The 20,272-nt window shown below is 67.2% G+C and carries 15 protein-coding genes and 3 pseudogenes; 14 read left to right on the top strand and 4 right to left on the bottom strand.

Going from position 1 to position 20,272, the window contains the following annotated elements:
• Positions 1–618: 618 nt before the first annotated feature.
• Together OHA17_RS00475 and OHA17_RS00470 are read right to left on the bottom strand one after the other, a co-directional pair.
• A complete protein-coding gene (locus tag OHA17_RS00475; protein ID WP_406502952.1) occupies positions 619–1,695 on the bottom strand; it encodes an acyltransferase family protein in 1,077 nt (358 codons plus the stop codon).
• Positions 1,696–2,124: 429 nt separating this feature from the next.
• Positions 2,125–3,267, bottom strand: coding sequence for an acyltransferase family protein (locus OHA17_RS00470; protein ID WP_406502949.1), 1,143 nt, complete (start codon positions 3,265–3,267; stop codon positions 2,125–2,127).
• Between the two features lie 114 nt (positions 3,268–3,381).
• On the opposite strand from OHA17_RS00470, the gene OHA17_RS00465 reads away from it, so the two are divergent.
• From OHA17_RS00465 to OHA17_RS00425, 9 genes and pseudogenes are all read left to right on the top strand, one after another.
• Positions 3,382–3,825, top strand: coding sequence for a hypothetical protein (locus OHA17_RS00465; protein ID WP_406502947.1), 444 nt, complete (start codon positions 3,382–3,384; stop codon positions 3,823–3,825).
• Positions 3,826–4,007: 182 nt separating this feature from the next.
• Positions 4,008–4,238, top strand: a complete 231-nt coding sequence (locus OHA17_RS00460) for a hypothetical protein (RefSeq protein WP_406502945.1) — start codon at positions 4,008–4,010, stop codon at positions 4,236–4,238.
• A gap of 133 nt (positions 4,239–4,371) precedes the next feature.
• A complete protein-coding gene (locus tag OHA17_RS00455; protein ID WP_406502943.1) occupies positions 4,372–5,016 on the top strand; it encodes a hypothetical protein in 645 nt (214 codons plus the stop codon).
• Between the two features lie 275 nt (positions 5,017–5,291).
• On the top strand, positions 5,292–5,813 hold the full coding sequence (locus OHA17_RS00450) for a hypothetical protein (RefSeq protein WP_331721311.1): 522 nt from the start codon (positions 5,292–5,294) through the stop codon (positions 5,811–5,813).
• Positions 5,814–5,879: 66 nt separating this feature from the next.
• Positions 5,880–6,515, top strand: a pseudogene (locus OHA17_RS00445) (ISKra4 family transposase); the annotation flags it as partial.
• 534 nt (positions 6,516–7,049) lie between these two features.
• On the top strand, positions 7,050–8,831 hold the full coding sequence (locus tag OHA17_RS00440) for a reverse transcriptase domain-containing protein (protein ID WP_331721310.1): 1,782 nt from the start codon (positions 7,050–7,052) through the stop codon (positions 8,829–8,831).
• Positions 8,832–8,939: 108 nt separating this feature from the next.
• Positions 8,940–9,842: pseudogene (locus tag OHA17_RS00435) on the top strand (ISKra4 family transposase); the annotation flags it as partial.
• Positions 9,843–10,110: 268 nt separating this feature from the next.
• Complete coding sequence (locus OHA17_RS00430; RefSeq protein WP_406502940.1) at positions 10,111–11,148, top strand: IS110 family transposase; 1,038 nt, start codon at positions 10,111–10,113, stop codon at positions 11,146–11,148.
• Entirely contained in the window at positions 11,145–11,507 is a 363-nt protein-coding gene (locus OHA17_RS00425) for a hypothetical protein (protein WP_406502938.1), read from the top strand. Before OHA17_RS00430 ends, OHA17_RS00425 begins: the two co-directional genes overlap by 4 nt.
• A 139-nt stretch (positions 11,508–11,646) precedes the next feature.
• Here OHA17_RS00425 and OHA17_RS00420 read toward each other — a convergent pair.
• Positions 11,647–11,979 (bottom strand): annotated as a pseudogene (locus OHA17_RS00420) (ElyC/SanA/YdcF family protein); the annotation flags it as partial.
• A 258-nt stretch (positions 11,980–12,237) separates the two neighbouring features.
• Here OHA17_RS00420 and OHA17_RS00415 point away from each other — a divergent pair.
• Both OHA17_RS00415 and OHA17_RS00410 read left to right on the top strand, forming a co-directional pair.
• Positions 12,238–13,512: an ATP-binding protein gene (locus OHA17_RS00415; protein ID WP_406502936.1), complete on the top strand. Its 1,275-nt coding sequence runs from the start codon at positions 12,238–12,240 to the stop codon at positions 13,510–13,512.
• A complete protein-coding gene (locus tag OHA17_RS00410) occupies positions 13,509–14,630 on the top strand; it encodes a tetratricopeptide repeat protein (protein ID WP_406502934.1) in 1,122 nt (373 codons plus the stop codon). Before OHA17_RS00415 ends, OHA17_RS00410 begins: the two co-directional genes overlap by 4 nt.
• 374 nt (positions 14,631–15,004) lie before the next feature.
• Here OHA17_RS00410 and OHA17_RS00405 read toward each other — a convergent pair whose 3' ends face one another.
• Positions 15,005–15,247, bottom strand: coding sequence for a hypothetical protein (locus tag OHA17_RS00405; RefSeq protein ID WP_406502932.1), 243 nt, complete (start codon positions 15,245–15,247; stop codon positions 15,005–15,007).
• A gap of 649 nt (positions 15,248–15,896) precedes the next feature.
• Between OHA17_RS00405 and OHA17_RS00400 the strand changes: the two genes are divergently transcribed.
• Genes OHA17_RS00400 through OHA17_RS00390 form a run of 3 tightly spaced genes read left to right on the top strand, consistent with a single transcriptional unit; the run spans position 15,897 to position 19,880 of the window.
• Positions 15,897–17,333 (top strand): PrsW family glutamic-type intramembrane protease, encoded by a 1,437-nt coding sequence (locus tag OHA17_RS00400; protein ID WP_406502930.1) that lies wholly within the window; start codon positions 15,897–15,899, stop codon positions 17,331–17,333.
• On the top strand, positions 17,330–17,707 hold the full coding sequence (locus tag OHA17_RS00395; RefSeq protein ID WP_406502928.1) for a hypothetical protein: 378 nt from the start codon (positions 17,330–17,332) through the stop codon (positions 17,705–17,707). Before OHA17_RS00400 ends, OHA17_RS00395 begins: the two co-directional genes overlap by 4 nt.
• The gene (locus tag OHA17_RS00390) at positions 17,697–19,880 is read left to right on the top strand and encodes a hypothetical protein (protein ID WP_406502926.1); all 2,184 of its coding nucleotides are present in this window, start codon (positions 17,697–17,699) and stop codon (positions 19,878–19,880) included. The genes OHA17_RS00395 and OHA17_RS00390 overlap by 11 nt, the downstream gene beginning before the upstream one ends.
• Positions 19,881–20,272 lie beyond the last annotated feature (392 nt).

The raw sequence follows: 20,272 nt of genomic DNA, 5'->3' as shown, positions 1-20,272 counted from the left end.
CGCGGCGATGTTGCCGCAGAGCTACCATGGCGCATGACAGACGGATAAAAAGACTAAGCCGGGAGAGGGGCGAGATGATCAAGCGGATATCGGACATGCGAATATCCACCGCGCTGGCTGCGGCACGGCACCACGCCCGCTCCTGCCCCAGCCACAACTGCCTCCTCGTACACCGTGAGCGATCTGCCTTTTGGTGGTACCGAACACTGCGGCAGGATCTCCGGGCTCCGCTAGCAGGACCGTCGCGACGCCAGCAGCGTCGTGCTTCGAGGCAGTCAGCCCTGCAAGCGGCACGCGCGGCCGCTGAAAACCACCGGGAGACGTGCGGTATGGAGGACTGCAGCCTCAACCACCGCGAAGCCGAAACCATGTGGTGGTACCGCCGCCTGCGCGCCGGCCACCCGGCACCGCCCTCCCGCCCCTGAACACCCTCACGTTCCCTTCGACGGCTGTCAGCCCGTGCAGCATGCGACTCCCGGCGCAAGATTCACCCGCAGATCCTGCAACGGCTTCGGTCGTGACTGTCGCTGAGCCGACCCGCTGGTTCTGGCCCCGCGCGCCATCTGCCCCATAGGGGACAGATCTACATTTCACGGACAGCGGTGCGGCTGGGTACCTCTACGGGACCTGGTTCCCTGGCGTGCCGTTCGGGCGGAAGAGCCAGTTCAGGCGCGGTTCGATGAGCGGCCTCATGATCCGCCCCACAGGGCGGGTGCAGAGCGCGAGAGCCAGAGCGATGGACAGGGCCGTGAGAACGGCCTGGCCTGCCGGATGGTGAAGGACACGGTGGTCGTAGGTGTGAGTGTGGACCAGCGCCTGGCGGATGAAGGCGTGAAGAAGGAAGGCGCTCATGGTGCCGGCGCCGAGCGCGGTGTACCAGGCATCGCGGCCGGGGACCAGAGCCAGGAAAGCTGCCGTGACGATGAGGCCAGCGGCATAGACGGCAGCGGACTGCACAAGCCAGTGCGTGTATGAGACGTGCAGTTCAGCGGCGCTGCCGCTGCGGTACAGCCATCCCGCCCCGAGGCGCGGCGCCAGCCAGTACGCCGCGACGCCCGCCACGACGAAGACAGTGACGGCTGCTCCCTTCACCCATCGGGTCTCGCGCAGCCAGACCAGGTGGGACGGCCGCATGGTCAGGCCGATGACGAAGAACGGCAAGAACTGCAGGACACGGGTCACGGACAGCTGGGCACCGAGCGAGAAGGCTCCGGCGGCAAGGAAGAGCGCGGTGGCGATGGCCACTGGTGTGCGCAGGGTCTGCCAGAGCGGGGCGGACACGCGCCACAGGAAGAGGGCGATCAGAAACCAGGTGATCCACACCGGCGTGAGCGGCTGCCACTTCGTAGGCGTGCCGGAGAACGTGTTGTTGAAGAGAGTGAGCAACGCGCCCCAGAGCACGAAGGGTATGAGCAACCCGGTCGCCAGGCGGCGGAGTTGCTGCGGCCGCGCCGTGAAAGTCCGTGAAAAGTAGCCCGATATGAGAATGAATGCGGGCATGTGGAAGGTGTAGGCGAGCAGATAGAGGGCTTTGAGGTGACGCTGCCCCGGCTGCTCGATAAGCGGTTCCCAGAAGTGGCCACAGACCACCAGGACGACGGCCAGCAGCTTCGCATTGTCGTAGTAGGGGTCCCGGCGGAGGACGGATGTCTGCGCGCCCGGGGGGCGAAGGGACGGAGAAACGAGTTGCGTCACGTGGGATACCTCAAGGCAGGGGATCAGAGGCGGGCACTGCGAGCACGCAACCGCCACAGCCGACGCCGATCGTAAACCCGACCATGAAACACCCGTGCGGCAGCTTCGTTTGAGGATGCACAAAAGCGACTTACAGGCCATCACCCAGTGGCACGCGGAAGGGCTGTTGAAGCAGCTGCGCGCTGCGCTCCCTGCAGGCCTGATAGCCGACCACTGCCGGTGCGGAGGCCAGTGCGGAGAAGTCTGCGCCAGTCAGCCCGTCATTGAGACCTGGGCTCGGCTCCTGCGCGGGCGGCCCGTTCGGAGAAGGCTCTCCCCTGGCGCGGAGTGAGTGTTACTGGCCGGTGGCTCCGGAGCGACGCCCCGGCGAGGCCGTGGGAGGCCTGAGCGGGCTGCGGGCGGTGAGGGGCTGTCGGTGCCGGGGCGAGGTCACCGGTCCGCGGACATCACCGGGGAGCTGGGGGAGGTCGAGGCCTGGTCCTGGCGGGTTGGGAGCGGTTCTGGGCTGCCCTCGGGCCGGGCGCGCCGGGCAGGGCTGGGCGTGGGCTTCGCCAGCCAGCGGGGCAGGCGTGGTTCCACCAGGGGGCGGGCCAGGGCACGTACGGGTGCTGCGGAAAGAAACAGGACAATGGGGACGACGGCAGCGGTGAGGAGAGCCGTGCCTGCCGGCCCCCAGTTCATCAACACCAAGAAGACCCCCGCCTTCTCGGCCGCGCGGATAAGGAGGCCATGGAGCAGGTAGGGGTACAGGGTGACCGCGCCGAGTGCGGTAATCCGCATGCGGCGGCCGGGCACGAGCGAGAAGAAGGAAGCCACCAGTGCCGCGCTGAGCGCGAAGAGCGCCAGACGCCCCAGGAGGTAGTGCAGGGGCGTACTGTGCAGGGCGCTGTATCCGCTGGACATGGAGAGCCAGTCGTCACTCGGAGCGGGGGACAGCACCCGGGCCAGGCACAGGGAGACCGCGAAGACCACGACGGCGCAGCAGCGGGCAGCGGCCGTGCGGAGCCGGGCGAAATGGTCGGGCCGCATGCGCAGTCCGACAACGAACCACGGCAGGAACATGAGCACCCGCGCCATGGCCAGTTCCTGGCCCATCTCGACGGCACCTGCGGCCAGCGAGATGACCACGGCCGTGGCAACCGGGTGGCGCAGCGCATTCCACAGCGGAGCCGTCAGCCGCCACAGGAACAGGGCAATCAGGAACCAGCACAGATACACAGGAACGGCGGGATTGGTACTGAAAGGCGCGCCACGGAGATAGTAATAGGCAGCGGCATAGAGAGCATTGAAAATCAGATAAGGGAGAAGAACTCCGGTGACGAGACGTCGAATCTGATCGGGACGACCGGTAAAACTCTTCGAGAAATAACCGGAGAGCAGAATGAACGCCGGCATGTGGAAGGCATACACCACGTTGTGCAAGGCCCGCAGCACCGGCGCGTCGACCGTGATGATCTGCTCCCACCCGTGTCCGAGGACAACCAGCACGACCAGCATGACCTTCGCATTGTCGAAGAAGGCACTGCGCTGCGATAGCTGGGAAGGGCTGGGCGTGGGCACGGGGTCCTTCATATTCTCGGCCTAGGCACAACGTACTGGCTGCGGCCGGGCTGACTGGCTGGGAGGGCCTCGACACGGCCCAGGCCCTCCCCCTTGCTCGGGTCACAGTACGTTGCAGCAACCTCGGTGAACACCTCCGGGGCCCGGCTGGAGCAGTTCGCACGGGCGGGCTCGGGCGACGCGTTCTGCTTCGTCGGCGAGGGCGGCGAGGAACGCCCGGTGGTGTACGTGAGCCTCGACGGCGAGGCCGGCCCGCTCGCGCTCGGGCTGGCGGAGTTGGTGCGGCTGTGTCTCGCGGTGCCGTGGTGGCGGGACGCTCCCGGTCGGACGGCCGAAGAACTCCGGGCCATCGCCGACGAATACCGGGAGGACATGCCCGACCTCGATCGGCGACGCGACCGTGCGGCCCGGGCGCTTGGCCTCGACCCGGCCAAACTGCCGTCCGAGGCAACGGCCTTGGCCCGGCTCGTGGAGCTCTCCCGGGGACCGTGGGCCGCGGCCTGTCTCGTCGTCGGGCACGAGGGCGATCCGCTCGACCCCCTCTTCGACACCGCCCCCACCCACCCCTGACCGACACGTAACCGAAGCCCGGACTGGGTGTCGGGTCGGCTGGCCCCGGGCCTGGCCCGCAGCCGGCTGGCCAGCGCGACCGGTCAAAGAGACGAGTCAGGTGTCCGTGGCGGCAGCGGACCGCCAGGACTGCGCCATGCCGACCGGGCCTGGTTGTCAGGGGCGGGACGTACGGTGCGGGCATGGACCAGGCAGACCACACCTTCCACGTCACCCTCCGGTTCGCCCCGACAGGGTCGGTTGGCCCTGCGGTCGAGGGCTCCTGGGCGAGCCGGGCCACCGCCGAGCACAAGCTCCGGGAGTGGATCGGCCTGTACGGCACCACTCCTGCCACAGCGACGATCCGCCTGTGGGAGCAGCATCCGGACGGCCGGAGAGACACCCTCGACGCATGGCCCCAGGCCACGGCCTGACCGACACCGAGGCGTGCCCGGCGCTCGCCTTCGCCTGCGCCTCCACCTATCCGGGTCGGCTCCCCGAAACCGGCACCTGCCGCGGTCGGGCAGGTCCAGAATCGGCGCAAGACACCGCACGGGGGGGGCGCGCATGGCACTGGCAGTCATCGGATTCCGCAGGGCGAATCAGACAACCGGCCGTCAGATCACCGCGGTGGTCACCCAGGCCGGGTTCCTCCACAAAAGCTCCGGCGCGCTCGGTATGGCCGGCCGGCTGCACTGTGCCCGCGACGTCAACCGGTTCCCGTCCAAGCCGGGGGGCCATCCGGTGCAGGAGTCGGTGATGCTGCTGCGACGGCTGCACGAGAGTCAGCAGCACACCTATTCCCGGGTCCTGATCGCCCCGGCCGCGGTCCGCCTGTACGACGGCGTCGACGAAGCCTCCAGCGCCGAGGTGATCGAGGCGTTCACCGGCGCAGCCCCCTCCGGCCTACGGCCCCTGGAAGAGGCGATCAGCGCGTTCTACCGGGCGATCGGCCAGCCGGTCCGCCCCACCCCGGCCACCGCCCGCGCCTGGCAACGCCCCCTCCCCGGCAACTCGCGCAGCAACCAGTACCTGCGGGTCCTAGCCCAGGGCAGCCCGCTCTCCGCCCGCCACCACCACGCCGGCTACACCATCACCCCCGACGCCGTACGCCTCCACTACAACGAGCCCACCCCTCTGAACCGCACCCAGGTCCTCGACCTGCACGCCGCCCTCACCGCCTGGCTACGCCTGAACCCCGACCCAAAATGACACCCCGGGAAGAGACGGGTGAAGAAGAACTGCCCCACCTGCCAGGCGCTGCGCCGGGAGGCGGCTCAGCCCGGCGCGCCGATCGCCGACCCCCTGGTGCGTTCGGCGCTGCACGAGCGGTCGCCGCAGTGCCAGGAACCCGCACCGGGACGACGCAGGAGGCCAAAACCGTAGGGTGTGGATCCTTTCGAGGGACAGCTGAGCTGGGAAGATGCTGATTGACGCGTGGGCGGTGCTGTCGTGCTTCTACCGTGGCGAGGTGGAGGTGGGGTGCCATGGTGTCTTTGCCGGAGGAGCTTGAGGCGCGGGAGGCTGCGGCTCGGCGGCGTGTCGAGGAACTCCAGGCCGAGGCCGCGGAGTTGGCCCTCAGGATGGAGAAGGCTCGGGAGGACCTGTCACGGCTGGAGATCACGCGGGAGACCGTCACGAAGGTGCTGGCTGAGTTGTCGGCCGCGGATATGGACGTCGAGTTGGTCGTGTCGGCGGAGCCTGAGCGGGAGTCGGAGCCGCACGGGGCGGCGGTGATGATGGTCCCGCCTTGGCGGGAGGGTCTGGTGACAACGGTGCTGCCGGATGTGTACCGGGACATCATGGAGGTCATCGCCGACGCACCGGGCCCGCTGCAGGCCAAGCAGATTGTGCCGCGGATCGGGCTGCCGGCGACGACCGGGAAGATCGAGGGCACGAGGGTGAAGCTCAAGCGTCTGGTGGAGCGGGGGTGGCTGGACGAGGACGTGCCGGGACGGTTCGGCCTGGCACGTCGCGGTCCGGGCATCGACCGGTCCAACTCCCGGTGACCAAGGGGCTCTTCTCCGTAGATTCGAGGGTGCCAACCACATCGGATCTGCTGAAAGAAGAGCCCGGTGGAACAGTACGACGCCTTACCCGAACCTGATCCGTACTTCGCCTCCCGCGATGCCTTCGAACGCCTCATCTCGGCACTGGCCGAGGGCCCGGCAGGCGGCCTGCCCCATGACGAACTCGAAGTGCAGATTGAACAGTTGGGACGCGAGCTGCTGCGGCAGGTGATGCAGGACCACCTCGATTCTCGCGCCAGGAAGGAGGAGGACGCGATGTGGGACAAGGGAGGACAGCCGGTCGTCCTCGGTCCGGAAGGACAGCCGCGGACCTGGCGGGAGCGAGGGCATCGCCGCCTGCTGACGTGTGTGTTCGGCCCGGTGCGCGTGAGCCGGATCGCCCATCGCGGACGAGGTGTTGCCAACGTGCACCCGGCGGATGCCCAGCTGTCACTGCCCGCCGGTCGACACTCCCGCGGCCTTGCCCGGCTCGCGGCCCTGGAAGCGGTCCGCGGCTCCTTCGACCAGGCCGCCGCAGCGATCGAGCGACGGTGCGGGAAGGTCCTGGGCAAGCGCCGCCTCAAAGAACTGGTCATGGCCTCCGCGGTCGACATCGCCGCCTACTACACGGCGAGGATCCCCACTCCGTGCACCCGCGAGATGCCGCTGATCATCGAGGTCGACGGCAAGGGTGTGGTGATGGTGCGCCGGTAAGGCGCCTCTGTTGTATTCCCGATTCAGTCGGGAGGAACTTGGAGGAAAGTTCTTGGGTCCAATGGCTTACCCAAAGCCGAAAGGTGACGGGGACCGCAGCATGCCAGAAAATCAGTGGCCGGGTCCAGACGTATGGGACGGTGCACTGAGGGACCCGCGTGATATGGCAAAGCCTGGATTGGTTGAAGCCCAATCCCCAGAAGGTGTATACGCCCACCCATCGGAAAGACGTCTGGAACCGGTGCCATGCTCTGCGACGACTCCGCATGACGGTCGATGCAACCTCCAGAGCGTGGGGCGATCCCTAACGAAGGGATTCAAGGGGATGAATGGGATGCCTAAGTCGCGCTGTTACGTACACAGAGGACGTACCCGGGATCACCTAAGGGGCAAAGTGCCCTACGGTGACGGAGGCCCCGTAGTAGTCGCAGGAGTAACGTCCTGCCAGGGAGGGCGGGAAAGCCGTCCACAGGGCCAAGGGGGCCAGGCTGTTCGGATGTTCGAACCGTGGGGGTATGCGTAATGCAGAACGCCCAAACGGTTCTGGATATCCTCCGAAAGCGCGGCAGGGAGGGCCTGCCGCTGGATCGACTGTATCGACAATTATTCAACCCGCAGCTATTCCTTATGGCCTACGGACGCATCTATTCCAACCATGGATCGATGACGCCAGGGGTCACCGAGGAAACCGTGGACGGTATGTCACTGGGAAAGATCGAGCAGATCATTGATGCTCTGCGCCACGAGCGCTATATCTTCAGCCCTGCACGGAGGACTTTCATCCCGAAAAAGAACGGGAAGCTGCGTCCGCTGGGCCTACCGTCCTGGTCGGATAAATTGGTCGCCGAAGTGGTGCGTATGCTGCTTGATGCGTACTACGACGTCCAGTTCTCCGACCATTCACACGGGTTCCGCCCAGGCCGGGGCTGCCACACCGCTTTGCGGGAGGTCGCCGAAACCTGGAAAGGAACACACTGGTTTATCGAAGGGGACATCGCCGATTGCTTCGGGAGCCTGGACTTCACTGTCATGCTTACGGCGCTCGGCGATAATATCCACGACGGCCGGTTCCTTGCGCTGATCCACAAGATGCTCACGGCGGGGTACCTTCAGGATTGGGAATGGCACGCTACTCTGTCCGGCGCGCCACAAGGAGGCATCGCCTCACCCATCCTGTCGAATATCTACCTGCACAGGTTGGATGAATTCGTCGAGACAGTTCTCGTGCCCGGATACACCCGAGGAAAGAACAGGGTCGCCAACCCTGCATACCGGAGGCTCGACTCGCCGATCGCACAGGCGAAACAAAGCGGTGACCATTTGGCTCTCCGCAAGTTGCGCCAGCAGCGCCGCCGTATCCCCTACGGGAATCCACAAGATCCCGGATATCGGCGACTGCGGTATGTGCGGTACTGCGACGACTTCCTACTCGGGTTCAGCGGACCCGTCACCGAAGCCGAGGAGATAAAACAGCGTATCCGACAGTTCCTGAAAGGCGAGCTCAAGCTGGAGCTGTCAGAAGAAAAGACGCTGATCACCCACGCCAGAAAGGGGGCAAGATTCCTCGGCTATCACATCGTCGCCCAGCACGCCAATGACCAGATTACCCGTCAAAACCGGGCAGTCAACGGCGTGATCGGACTGCGAGTCCCGGTCGATGTTCTCACCACCAAATGCGCCCAGTACATGGAACGCGGCAAACCCGCATCCCAGACCAGGCTTCTGCACCGTAGCGACTACAATATCGTGGCAAGGTTCGGAGCCGAATACAGGGGCATGGTGCAGTATTACCTACTCGCCAGCAACGTCCACTGGCTGAACAGACTGCACTGGGTGATGCAGACCTCCTTACTTAAGACGCTGGCCCACAAGCACAATTCCAAGGTCACCAAGATGTCTCGAAAATACAAGGTAAAGGTCGAGACGCCTGAGGGACTGCGGACTTGCTTGCAAGCCCGCATCGAACGCGGCCCAGGGCGGAACCCTTTGGTCGCGACGTTCGGGGGAATTCCGCTGAAACGGCAGCGTACGGCGAAGATCATCGATCGCCGTCCAGTGCGGAGCACCCTCACGGGCAGTGAGCTGATCCGTCGGCTCCGCCACGGGGAATGTGAACTCTGCGGGAGCACGGACAATATCCAAGTACACCATGTCCGTAAACTCGCCGACCTCCAAAGCTCCGAAGGCCCTCAACAACCGGCCTGGGCAGTGTTTATGACGATGAAGCGGCGCAAAACCCTCGTGGTGTGTGCGCCGTGCCATGACGCTATCCACGCTGACCCTCCTGCCGCAATAACGGCATGAACCGCTGGAGAGCCGGATGATCGGAAACGATCAAGTCCGGTTCGGGAGGAGGCTCACGGGAACCGGGCCGGTCAACAGACCGGAACCGCGCCCGTGGGCCGACCTCACCGGCCCGAGGCCCTGCGCGAGGCCACCCGCCGGGCCGCGGCCAAGAGTGCTGCGGCCGGGCGGCGGGGGCGTCTTGCCCCGGGCGAGAAGCCCAACCGCAAACGGATGGCGACGGTGGCCTGCGTCTTCGATGTCGTCCCGGCCCCGCGTCGACCGCACGACATCGTGCACCCGCCCGGTGGCCGCAGTGAAATGCGGCCACCCCGGCAGGGCCCGAAAGCGGAGCGGAAGTGGTGCACCGCCTCGGTGATCCGCCCTCCGGAACGGGTCGTCGCTGACGCCTTCGCGCAGGCCGCTTCCCGCGACCCGCAGTATCTGCGCGACTGGATCGTGCTCGTCGACGGCGCCCGCCATCAACTCGACCTGATCCAGAACGAAGCCGCACGCCGCGGCATCCCCGTTCACGTCCTGCTCGACTTCGTGCACGTCGCCGAGTACACATGGACAGCCGCGCACGCCTTCCATCCCGTCGGCAGCCGCGAGGCCGAGACCTGGGCCGCGGACAAACTCACCGCGATCCTCGCCGGACACGCCGGCCGCGCCGCCAAGGAGATGACCGCCCAGGCCACCGCCGAACAGCTTGCCGCCACCCGCCGCGACGCCGTCACCACCTGCGCCCGCTACCTCACCGGTCATCTCGACCAACTCCACTACGACACCGCCCTCGCGGCCGGCTGGCCGATCGCCACCGGCGCCGTCGAAGGCGCCTGCCGACACCTGGTCGCCGACCGCCTCGACATCACCGGCGCCCGCTGGGGACTTACCGGCGCCGAAGCCGTCCTCCAACTCCGCGCACTGATCGCCAACGGCGACTTCGAGGACTACTGGACCTTCCACGCGGCCCGCGAACACCAACGCCTCTACCCCAGCCCCGACCAGCAGGAGTACCGCCTCACTGCTTGATCACGACCATCACTCCAGAGGATCCACACCCCATCTCTGACCGCAGTGTCCTAACCATCTTGCGTCGATCACCGGTGCAGGGCAGTGGGCACAGGACTGTCTCGGGGGAGTGTGTCCAGAGCTCTGCCTTGCGTGAGGAATGCGCACTGTGTCACTGACGACTGCTCCTCCGGGCCAGTGGTGACGCTGACTTGGAACTACTGACGGTGGTGGAGGAACGATCATTGCGAACACTGTTTCCCGCAACGGTCCTGCGGATGCAGGCGAGGTGATTCTTGGTGTCGACACGCACCGGGATACCCATGTAGCCGCCGTGATGTCGCTGACGGGGAAGACCCTCGCTGTACAGAGCTTCGCGGCCACCGCGCTCGGATATCGCCAACTTGTCCAATGGGCGACCCAGTTGGGTGTTGTCCGGCGTGCCGGGGTGGAGGGATCGGGCAACTACGGGGCCGCCCTGTCCCGGTATCTGCTGTCCCAGGGAATCGACGTGATCGAGGCCCCCGGACCGGGCCGTTCAGCTCGCCGTCGACGCAGCAAGTCTGATCAGGGTGACGCACAGGCCGCCGCCCGTTCCGTGCTCAGTGGCCGAGCTTACTCCCGTGTGAAAGCAGGGAACGGGCCGGTGGAGATTGCCCGCATGTACAACGTGGCCAGGAACTCCGCCGTCAAAGCCTGTAGGCAGGCCACCAATCAGCTCAAAGCGGTCTTGGTCACCGCCGAGCCGGCACTACGGGAAGAGCTGGCAGGGTTGAGCCGTCGAGCACTGATCCACGCGTGCGTAAAGCTCGGCGACGATGACGCGGGTGGCGATCCTGTACTGCGGGCTACGAGGTTCACGTTGCGCACGTTGGCTGAGCGCATCGAGCAGCTGACCGTGCAGGCCCGGGAACTGGAGCGGCGCCTCGCGGAGTTGATCGAGCGGCATTACCCCCAGTTGCTTGCCGTGGCGGGGGTCGGGCCGCATAGCGCCGCCGTTCTGTTGATCACCATGGGGGACAACGCCGACCGCTTGCGCGGTGAAGCGTCCTTCGCCGCATTATGTGGGGCGAGTCCTGTGGAGTATTCCTCGGGAAGCAGATGTCATCGTCGGCTCAACCGTGGTGGCGGCAGGCAGGCGAATGCTGCCCTGTACCGGATCGTGCTGACCCGGCTGCGCTGGGACCCGCGCACCCAGGCGTACTACGAGCGGCGTGTGGCGGAAGGCAAGACCCGGCGCGAGGTCATTCGCTGCCTGAAGCGGTATGTGGCCCGAGAGGTCTACCGCCTCGTCCAGGGGCAGCGTCCGGCACCGGGTTGCTCATGAACGGCCCTTTCAGCCCTGGCTGGTCTGGGGGTGAGCGGTGGAGTCGTGGGCCAGCAGACTTCGGGAGCCATCGGGCTGCCGATGGCGAGGGCGGTTGCCGCCTGGAGTCCGAACGCCTCGGCCTGGTCGGCGAGGACGACGTCGCGCTGATCGTCCGCTCCCTCACCGAACCCCAGATCGCCGCGGCCGACCTTCAGGTTCCCGCCGAGGAGATCACCACCGTCTACGCAGACCCGGATGTCGACACCGTCCTGGCCACCGCGGCCGCCAGCGGCTGCTGGTACGCGACGGCGACGGGGTTGTCGGTTCGGTGCACGCCCGCGACGCCCTGGGGGCCCGCGCCTGCGGGGGCGCCATAAGCGCGCGAACTGGCACGCCCGGTGGCCGAATTGGCCCCCTCCGACAGCGTCGCCGGGGCTGTCGAACTGCTGTGCCGCTATCGCGCCTGGCTTGCCGTCATCCGTGACGCGGCGGGCCGCCTGACCGGCATGGTCACCCTTCGAGGAGCACGGTGCCGTCGAACGCGAGCACCGACTTTGCGTAGTCAGCCATCAACTGGGCCTCCGCGACGCCACCGCTGGTCGCACCACCGCTGAAGATCACGCGAGTGCCACGCGCACGGTCGGCAGCGATGGAGCGAATTCCAGCACGGACCCGCCAGCGGTTGACGAAGTTCGCCGTTGCTTGGGGGTTTCGGTAGCCCAGCACGGCCACGGCCTCGGAATCGCCCCCGCTGTTTCCCGTGAGAGCTCGCGACCAGCGCCAGTTCAACCACTCACCCCAGGCCAACGTCGCAGCCCCGGCGATCGCCAGTCCTGTCCTCCGTCGCATGCGGCGACTCTAGGACACCTCGGAGACGGGCAGCGAAGCACCGGCCCCCGCGGTATACGGCGCATGCTGTGAGGAGTTACTCGCATGTCGAGTGCGGTTGGGCGAACGCGCCGTCGCGCATGCCATGACGACGAGGTCGTGATGCCGGCCCGCGAGGAACACGTGAGCGCGGAGGTGGCTCTCCTCGGCACTCCTGTCGTCAGCGGATCGGCAGGGCCCGTGATGAGACGAGGGTGGTCGGGTCCGTAGGCTGGGCGCATGTCTGAGGTCTCTCCCCTGATACGAAGCTTGCGCACGGCCGTCGAGGCGGCACCCGGTGACGTACCGCTGCGGCTGCACCTGGCCGGCTTGTTGCTGGACGCCGGGCAGCAGGACGCCGCGGTCACCGAGGTGGCCGTCGCGCTGCAGCACGCGCCGGGCGATGGTCAGGCCAAGGCGTTGATGGCGCGTGCCATGGGGGTGCCCTCCTCCGCGGATGCGCCGGCTCCTGTGCTTCCGCCGGCCCGGGCGACCCCGCCCACGGAGCCCGGCCTCGACACCGACTTCAACTGGGGTGCCGCCGCTGACCAGTTCAAGGATGTGATTCCGCCCCGGTTCGTCGAAGCGCCCCTTGCCACCGACGGCAGCGGCGACCCCGAGGACGCCCTGGCCTGGGACGTGGATGCTCCGGGTACCGTGCGCCTGGCCGACGTGGGCGGCATGCAGGAGGTCAAGGACCGCCTGGAAGCTGCGTTCCTCGCGCCGCTGCGCAACCCCGAGTTGCGCAAGCTGTACGGCAAGAGCCTGCGCGGCGGCCTCCTCCTGTACGGGCCTCCGGGCTGCGGCAAGACCTTCGTGGCGCGAGCCGTCGCGGGCGAGCTCGGTGCGAGCTTCCTGTCGGTGTCGGTCAACGACGTGCTCGACATGTGGATCGGCAACTCCGAACGCAACATGCACGAACTCTTCGAAACAGCCCGCCGCCAGGCGCCCTGCGTGGTGTTCCTCGACGAGCTGGACGCTCTGGGCGGCAAGCGCAGCCGTACGCAGAGCGCGGGCATGCGCAACACGGTCAACCAGCTCCTGACCGAGCTCGACGGCATCAACGCCACCGCCAACGAGGGCGTCTTCGTGCTCGCCGCGACGAACGTGCCCTGGGACGTCGACATCGCCCTGCGCCGCCCCGGCCGCTTCGACCGCACGCTCCTGGTACTGCCGCCCGACGCCCCGGCACGCGAGACGATTCTCCGCTACCACCTGCGCGAACGTCCCATCGAGAAGGTCGACTTGGGCAAGCTCGTCAAGCTGACCGACGGCCTGTCCGGCGCCGACCTGGCCCACCTGTGCGAGTCCGCAGCCGAATCAGCGCTCCTCGACTCGGTACGCACCGGGGTCGTCCGCATGATCGGCATGAAGGACCTGCTGGATGCTGCGAAGCAGACGGTGCCCTCGACGGAGCCGTGGTTCGCCGCGGCGCGCAACGTCGCGATGTACGCCAACGACGGCGGCATGTACGACGACCTGGTCGCCTACCTCAAGAAGAAGCGGAAGCTGTGACCGCGCTGGACCGGGCCGTCGAACGGGCCCACGCTCTGATCGAGTTCGGACGCCATGACCAGGCCCTGGAGTTGCTGGGCCGCCATCTCGCGGAGGACCCCGGCGACATACGCGCCTGGGTGAAGCTCAGCTACTGCCACTTGCACGCGGACGAGCCCGAGAAGGCCATGGAAGCGGCCGACGAGGCCCTCAGACTGGCTCCCGCGGACTACGGTGCCCTGCTGCTGCGTGCTCAGGCGATGGTGCGCAACGGGGGCTGGCTCGACGTCGAACCCGTACTGCGGGAGGCGGTCCGGGTGGCTCCCGACGAGCCCTACCCTCGTGCCATGCTCGCCGACGCCGTGTGGCGGACTGCCGTGGTCCGACACGCCCAGGCAACCGGCACCGGGAAAATCAGTTTCAGCGACACCGATCGCATCTCCCGCGAGGCAGCCGACCTGGCCATGGAGGCACTGCGCCTGGGCCCCGAAAACATCTACGCCCACGAAGTCGCGCAACTCATCGCCAGCACCTGCGGCAACGGCACCGTCTCCGATCAACTCGACGAGGCCATCCTCCGCATCGATCCCACTCACTCCGGGGCCCTCACCCGCCAGACGGAGAAGGCCGCACAGGCACCGGGCGTGAGTGCCACCCGGGCCGCCGAGCTGTACGCGGACGCACTCGCCGGTCAGCCTGACCACCCCTTCATGCAGCAGCAACTCGACCGCGCCACCTACCGCCTCTTGCGCGGCACCCGATGGCTCGCCCTGCTCTGCCTGGTCGTGGCGGGCGCCATGGTCAACCTGTTCCCCTCGGATGACCGGCCCGCCCCCGAACTGCCCCTCCCCATCGGCCAGCGCCTGTGGGTCATCGTGATCATGGCAGTGGTCTGGGCGTTCGGGGCCTGGCGCCGCTACCGCAAGCTCCGAGGCGGCGTGCAGCTCAACGTCCGCTCGCTGATCCGCCGCGGCCGCTGGGCCCGCATCGCCGCCGCCCAATCAAGCTGGGCCACGCTGTGCGCCCTGCTGATTGCCGGACTCCCCTGGACAAGCCTGCCCGCACCTCGCCTCCTGTTCTGGGCGGGGCTTGTGCCCACAGCGGCCACCATCTGGTTCGACAAGAAGAAGACTCGCTAACCCACTCGGGGCCGCATGAACGAGGGGCGGACGAGCCAGCCGACAAGCCACGACCGCTTAAGCAGGCGGTGGCCATGTCGGCCCTGGACTTCTGGCCGTCCGCCGGCTTGCCCGGAGTCATGGCGGTGAACATCGCGGGCACTGAACAGCCCTCTCCTCTCCGCGGGCCGCATCCCGGCGGGCGAAACCCTCCTTTCCGGAAGCAGCGGATGCACTCCTATCCGAAGCCTCAGCACGCCAGATCTCGGCTCCGAACGTGCTCGCCGCGCTCTGTCCGACCTGGCCCCGTGCAACTCGGCCCAGCTGCCCGCCCGGCCCTGCACTTCACCCTGGGCCGCGGCCCGATCCCTCCGCCTGGCAGCGCTTTCACCAGATCAGCGCGTATTTGAATGCTGGCCGTAGCGGGTCGCGTAGTGGATGGGCGTCAGCCGCGCATGACGCTGGGACACGAAGACCTCCGACGTGATGGTGGCGCTGGTGCCTGGAGGTGCGAAGAGGTTTCCATGGGGCGTTCCTGGATGCTTCCCGCTGTCGGAGGATGTACCGCCCGAACAGCCCGCCGCCGTGACGGCGAGCAGCAGTGAGGCAGTGGTGGCGGCGATGCGGCGGACAGGCATGCGGAACCCCCAGGGACGGCGACACGGTGGAGCTACCGCCTGCTCCCCAACTCCCGTGTCGTCAGGGGGCACAGTCCGCTCGATCGAAGGATCCGCTCCCGCCGAGGTGGGGCCTTTACGGCCGGTGCCTGTCGCGTCGCCATCGGTCGACGATCATCGTGGTCGCCTTCGTCTGCAGATACACCAGTCTTCGGTGTGGCGGGAATGAGTCATGCGACCTTCGTTCCGGATCGTTCCGGGTTCCCTGCCCCGCCTCCCTGTGCGTGACTGAACGCGGACAACTTTTGGTGGTTCATAGGACGCGAACGGTTCAACGGGGGATGGAGGATCGGTTGGTTACTCATGAAGCGCGGCAGACGCGGTTGCTGGTTACCGCGGGTGCGCTAGGTGCCGCACTGCTCTGCGCGGTGCTCGCGGTGGACGTGAGCGGTGCCAACGAAACGGCGGTGCCACACCTGCCGACACCGTCGGGGTTGCCGACCGATCTGCCCCCGCTGCCGTCGATGCCGCCCCTGCCGTCCGCTCCCGATGTCGGCGGCCTGCCCTCCGGGTTCCCTACCGGTCTGCCCACGGACTTCCCGACGGATCTGCCGACTGGCCTGCCTGGTCTGTCCGGAGGTGGCTCGTGAGTGGTCGGCGCCTTCTGACCATGAGAGACGACCCTTTGCTGCGGAGCCGAGCCCTGCTGATCGCGCGGCTGGCCATCGCGCTGTATTTGATCGAGCTGGTCCTCAATCTGATCCGGCCGCACTTGTTGCCGGACGAGCCCGCTCTGTCCATCTTCTATCGGCTCCCGGGCTCGTCCGGATCGCTGGGCCGGTTGCTGTCAACGCCCCGCCTCGTGTTCTGGGCGGTGATCGCGGGCATCGCGGCCGGAGCGGCGGTTCAGATCTTCGCCGCACTCACCCGCCGCAGGACCGCGGAACGGGACGGACGGCGCGCGATCGTCCTGACCTGGGTCACTCTGGGCTGCCTGCTGCTGCCGTTCGGACTCATCCCCTTGACGGTGGTGATCTCGTACTTCCCGGTCACCCTGCTGTGCCTGCCGAGCACAGTCCTGGTGCTGCTCCTGCTGCGTGCGACCGTGCGATTTGCGCGGCTGTCATGGACCGCGCTGCTCCTGGCCTTCGCCTGGGGCGCTTTGATTGTCTTCGGTCTCGGCCGCGCCTACACCAGCCTGGCGTTCGGCACCGCCTACGGCTTCCTGGGACCCAAGGCCGGAACGACGGACCTCAGCGGCTTCACTACCAGCCTCAGCCACACGATGGACCTGCTGGTCGTGCATCTCAGCGTTGCCAACGGGCTGCTCATCGCGGGCGGCGTCGCCCTGTTGCTGATGCTGCTGCGCCATCGCGTCACCGATGCCGTGACGGGCCTGGTCCTCGGTGCGGCGGTAGGTCTCGGCTACAACTTCGTCGAGAGCATCCTCTTCATCAAGATCTACGGCAGCCTGGGCGCGTTCTTGGGGCCGACCGGCGGATTTGAGTACTGGATCCGTCAGTCCATCGGTGTGCTGGGCGGGCAGGTGACGTTCGGGGCCCTGATCGGGGCCGGGCTCGGCGCCGCTGCCGGAGCCCGGCTGCGCGGCAGGCCCGTCGCGGCAGGACTGCTGGCCGGCATAGGGGGTTCGGCCGGGGCCGAGACGCTCTCGGGCTGGCTGGCCGGGCAGGTGGGTGAGCATGTCGAGACGGGCAGCACCCTGGACACACTGGTGGCGTCGCCCTTTTTCTGGCTGCTGCCGCAACTCCCCTTCCTGGCCATCGCGGTGGCCATCTTGGTGACGGGGCTGCGGACCCGAGCCACCCAGCTGCGGGACGCTCTGGCAGCCGAGGGCGCGCCCGCAGGGCCCGTCACACCGGTCGAGGCCCCTGTGCTGGCCTCTCCGGCCCTGAGGTTGTGGACGTTGGTACGCACGTGGCGCATCCACGGACGGCGGACGGCATGGTCCCTGCACCGCCTGCAGTCCGCGCAACTGGACCTGGCCGGCTGGGTCGCCGAAGGAGATTCCGAAATGACAAGCGAGGGGGTCGAGTTGAGGGCACAGGTGATGCGGGCCAAGGGCGAGCGCAGGATGGTGCAGCCGTGAGGCGCGCCGCACGCGGGTTCGCCGCGCGACTGGCCGTGGTCGTGGTCCTGGCGCTCGGCGTCGTACTCCCGGCCGCGCCCACGGCATCCGCCTGCAGCATCGGAGTCGGCTACAAGCCGTCCGTGTCGATGAAGGACCTCAGACAGCACCGCGCGTGCTCGGCCGCCACCTCCGCGACCGGCGCCGTCGCCGTCGCCGTACTGGCCCTAGGAGCGCTGTCCGCAGCCGGCGCGCTTGTCGTCCGCCGGGCCGAGCGGCAGATGAGCGACCGGCAGGCAGAGGACCTCACCATAGGCCCGGCCCCCGTACTCACCGAGTACCTCGCGGCCACCGGCATCGTCCCGCCGGTGGGGGAGCACACTCATGCGCCGTAGCCTCTCGCACCTCGGCGTGCTGCTCGCCGCCCTGCTCATGACCCTCGCCCCCGCCGCCGTACCGGGAGAACATCTCGCCTCGGCCGCGGCAGAGCCCTCTCCCCAGCCCGGCGACGACGGCCTCCTGATTGCGGTCGGTAAGTCCCCGACGAACGACGAACTCAAGGAGCTGGCCGAAGAGAAGATCATTGGCAATCCTCTCGGTGAGGCGCTTTACCTGAACATGCGAAGACTCAGACTTCACGTGGAGGGTGCTCCGAACGCCCAGGTGGCGTACTTCAAGTTTTCCTGGATCGAGAAGGACACCGAGCTCCCGGCGTGGGTGCGCGAGCGTTACCGCGAGTTCATGGGCCGACTGTCCGAAGAGATAGTGTCGCCCACCACCAAGCCCGCATGGCAGTACGCGCTGGCCGCGAGCACGCTCGACGCCGAGAACTACGCCAACGACGCCCTGTTGGGGGAACTTGGCACGCCCGCGGTGGACGTCTATGGAAACGAGCAGGTCCTGGAACTCGCCACCGGCAGCCACGGCGAGGACTACCACTCGGAGGACGCCATGAACGAGTGGTTCGAGCGCACCATGACGAACACGTTGCGGCACATCGCGCACACCGACGCCGAACGCGCGGAGATCACCAACGCCGTCCAGATGATGAAGGAAAAAGCTGGCGCCGGTATCGCCGGCCAGCGCGGCTTCTGCAACGTATGCAGCCCAAAAATGACGAAGTGGGGCTACACGTTCCCCAAGCGCCTGTTCGTAACACCTTGGGACGATTACAGGACCGATCAGGCCAAGCTTGCCGCCAGTATATGGAGACGCCTCAACAAACGGCTGGAGACCGCCTACAACAAGCATGCCGGTGAGCAGATCGACAAGGGTCTCAACAAGGTGGGCCTCACCGCCCCGTGCACGCCCGTGAACAAGCCGCAGGCGATGAACTCCACCTCCCGATTGATGGCCGCGCCCTGCGGCCAGAGCGAGGGGGGTCTGGCCGGGGCACTGGGCACGGAGCAGAACGGGGGCATCGACCTCTCCAGCCTCCAGCTGCGCTACCTCTCCGACGACGGCGACTCCGCGGTGCAGTACGCCTTCTCCGGACAGGCTGCCACAGGCGAACAGATCAGCGATCCCCGCACCGGGCGTCAGGCGCTGACCGACAGCATGGGCGCGCTGCGGACGTGGCTGGCGCTGAGCCCGGACAAGTTCTGGGTCAATCTCAATCCCAGTGAGCCGGACCGCATCATCGACGCACAGCTGGGCCGCACCGATACCGGCCGTGCCCTGCTGGAGGCGGACTGGCAGATGAAGCAGACCGAGGGGAAACTGCTGGACCCCAAGACCGAGTTCGGAGCCGAGTACTGGAGGCGGCTCGGCATTTCAGGCGGCCATACTTGCTACTCGTCGCGCATGTGGATCGTTCCCGGCACCGTCGAGGTGCGTCAGGACGGCTCCTCGCTCTATGTCCTCAAAGCCACTCTCGACGTCAAAGCCAAACCCGAGAAGGTGGCCGGCCTCGGGCAGACCACTTGCAACGCCGACCCGCAGGAGACGGCGCGCAACGCGCAGGTCGAACAGGACATGGTCGTACCCAGGATCGCGAAGGCGGTGAACACGGCACCTGAATACGCGCCGCTGCGCCAGGCGTTCCTGGCCCGCGTCGTGGCCCAGTGGATCCGTGACCGGCACGACAAGGGGGAGGCCACGTCGTTCGACAAGTTGATCGGCTCCGGCGAGATAGGTCCCGCGGCCCTGGAGGGGAGCTGGCGGCCGCAGCAGGTCTACGACGCGTATGTGCGGTCCATCCGCGATGGGGCGTTCACTTACTCGCGTACCACGCGGGTCGGCGACACGGTCGTGACGTACACCATGCGGACCGGCGGCGTCGACTTCAGCAAGCTGAGCCCGAGCAGACTCAGTTCGGCAGACATGAACCGCTTGGCGCCCGGACTACCGCAGACCATCCAGAAATCCGCACACCAGCCGACGAAGGCGGCCGACGGCACCGTCTGGCTGGGCGACACGGCGAAGGCCACCCCGGTCGGCGTCTGGGACCGCGTCTTAGGCTTTGCCAGCAGTCGCACCGGTATCCTCGTCGGCCTCCTGGTCGCCCTGGGGATCCTGCTGTTGTTCGTCCGCGACGGCTCAGCGTTCCGACGCCGAAGGGCACTCTGAAACGCCCCCTGGCCTACAAAGGGTGCTGCCGTCCGGCCACGTCACCGCGAAGAGACGGTTCTGCCCGACGACTTCTTTGGCGATGCGTCTGCTCGTGCTGAGCTGGTCTATGAGGTCGGCCGCTTTTTCTACGACGAGGCTAAATTCCGCACGCCAGGACCGGCTGGGGAACGCGAGCAGTTGGGGAAGGTCGGCAATGCCGCGAGACGCTACTCCGATGAGATGTTCGAGCTGACTCAGACACGCAGCCACCCCGAGGGCAGGTGACCGACGATCCCGGCCCGCAGCGCGGGCCGGGACGGTTGCTCGCCATGTGCGAGGGCGTCATGGCCAGGGCGCGTTCAGCAATTGTCAGTCCCCGACGGTAGGCAACACCCCGCGTACGTGGGGAG

The sequence above is a fragment of the Streptomyces sp. NBC_00212 genome (assembly GCF_045206365.1).
In the GTDB taxonomy this organism is placed as follows: Bacteria; Actinomycetota; Actinomycetes; order Streptomycetales; family Streptomycetaceae; genus Streptomyces.
The sequence above is the reverse complement of the archived record's forward strand: the minus strand, read 5'-3'. Positions and strand labels throughout refer to the sequence as shown.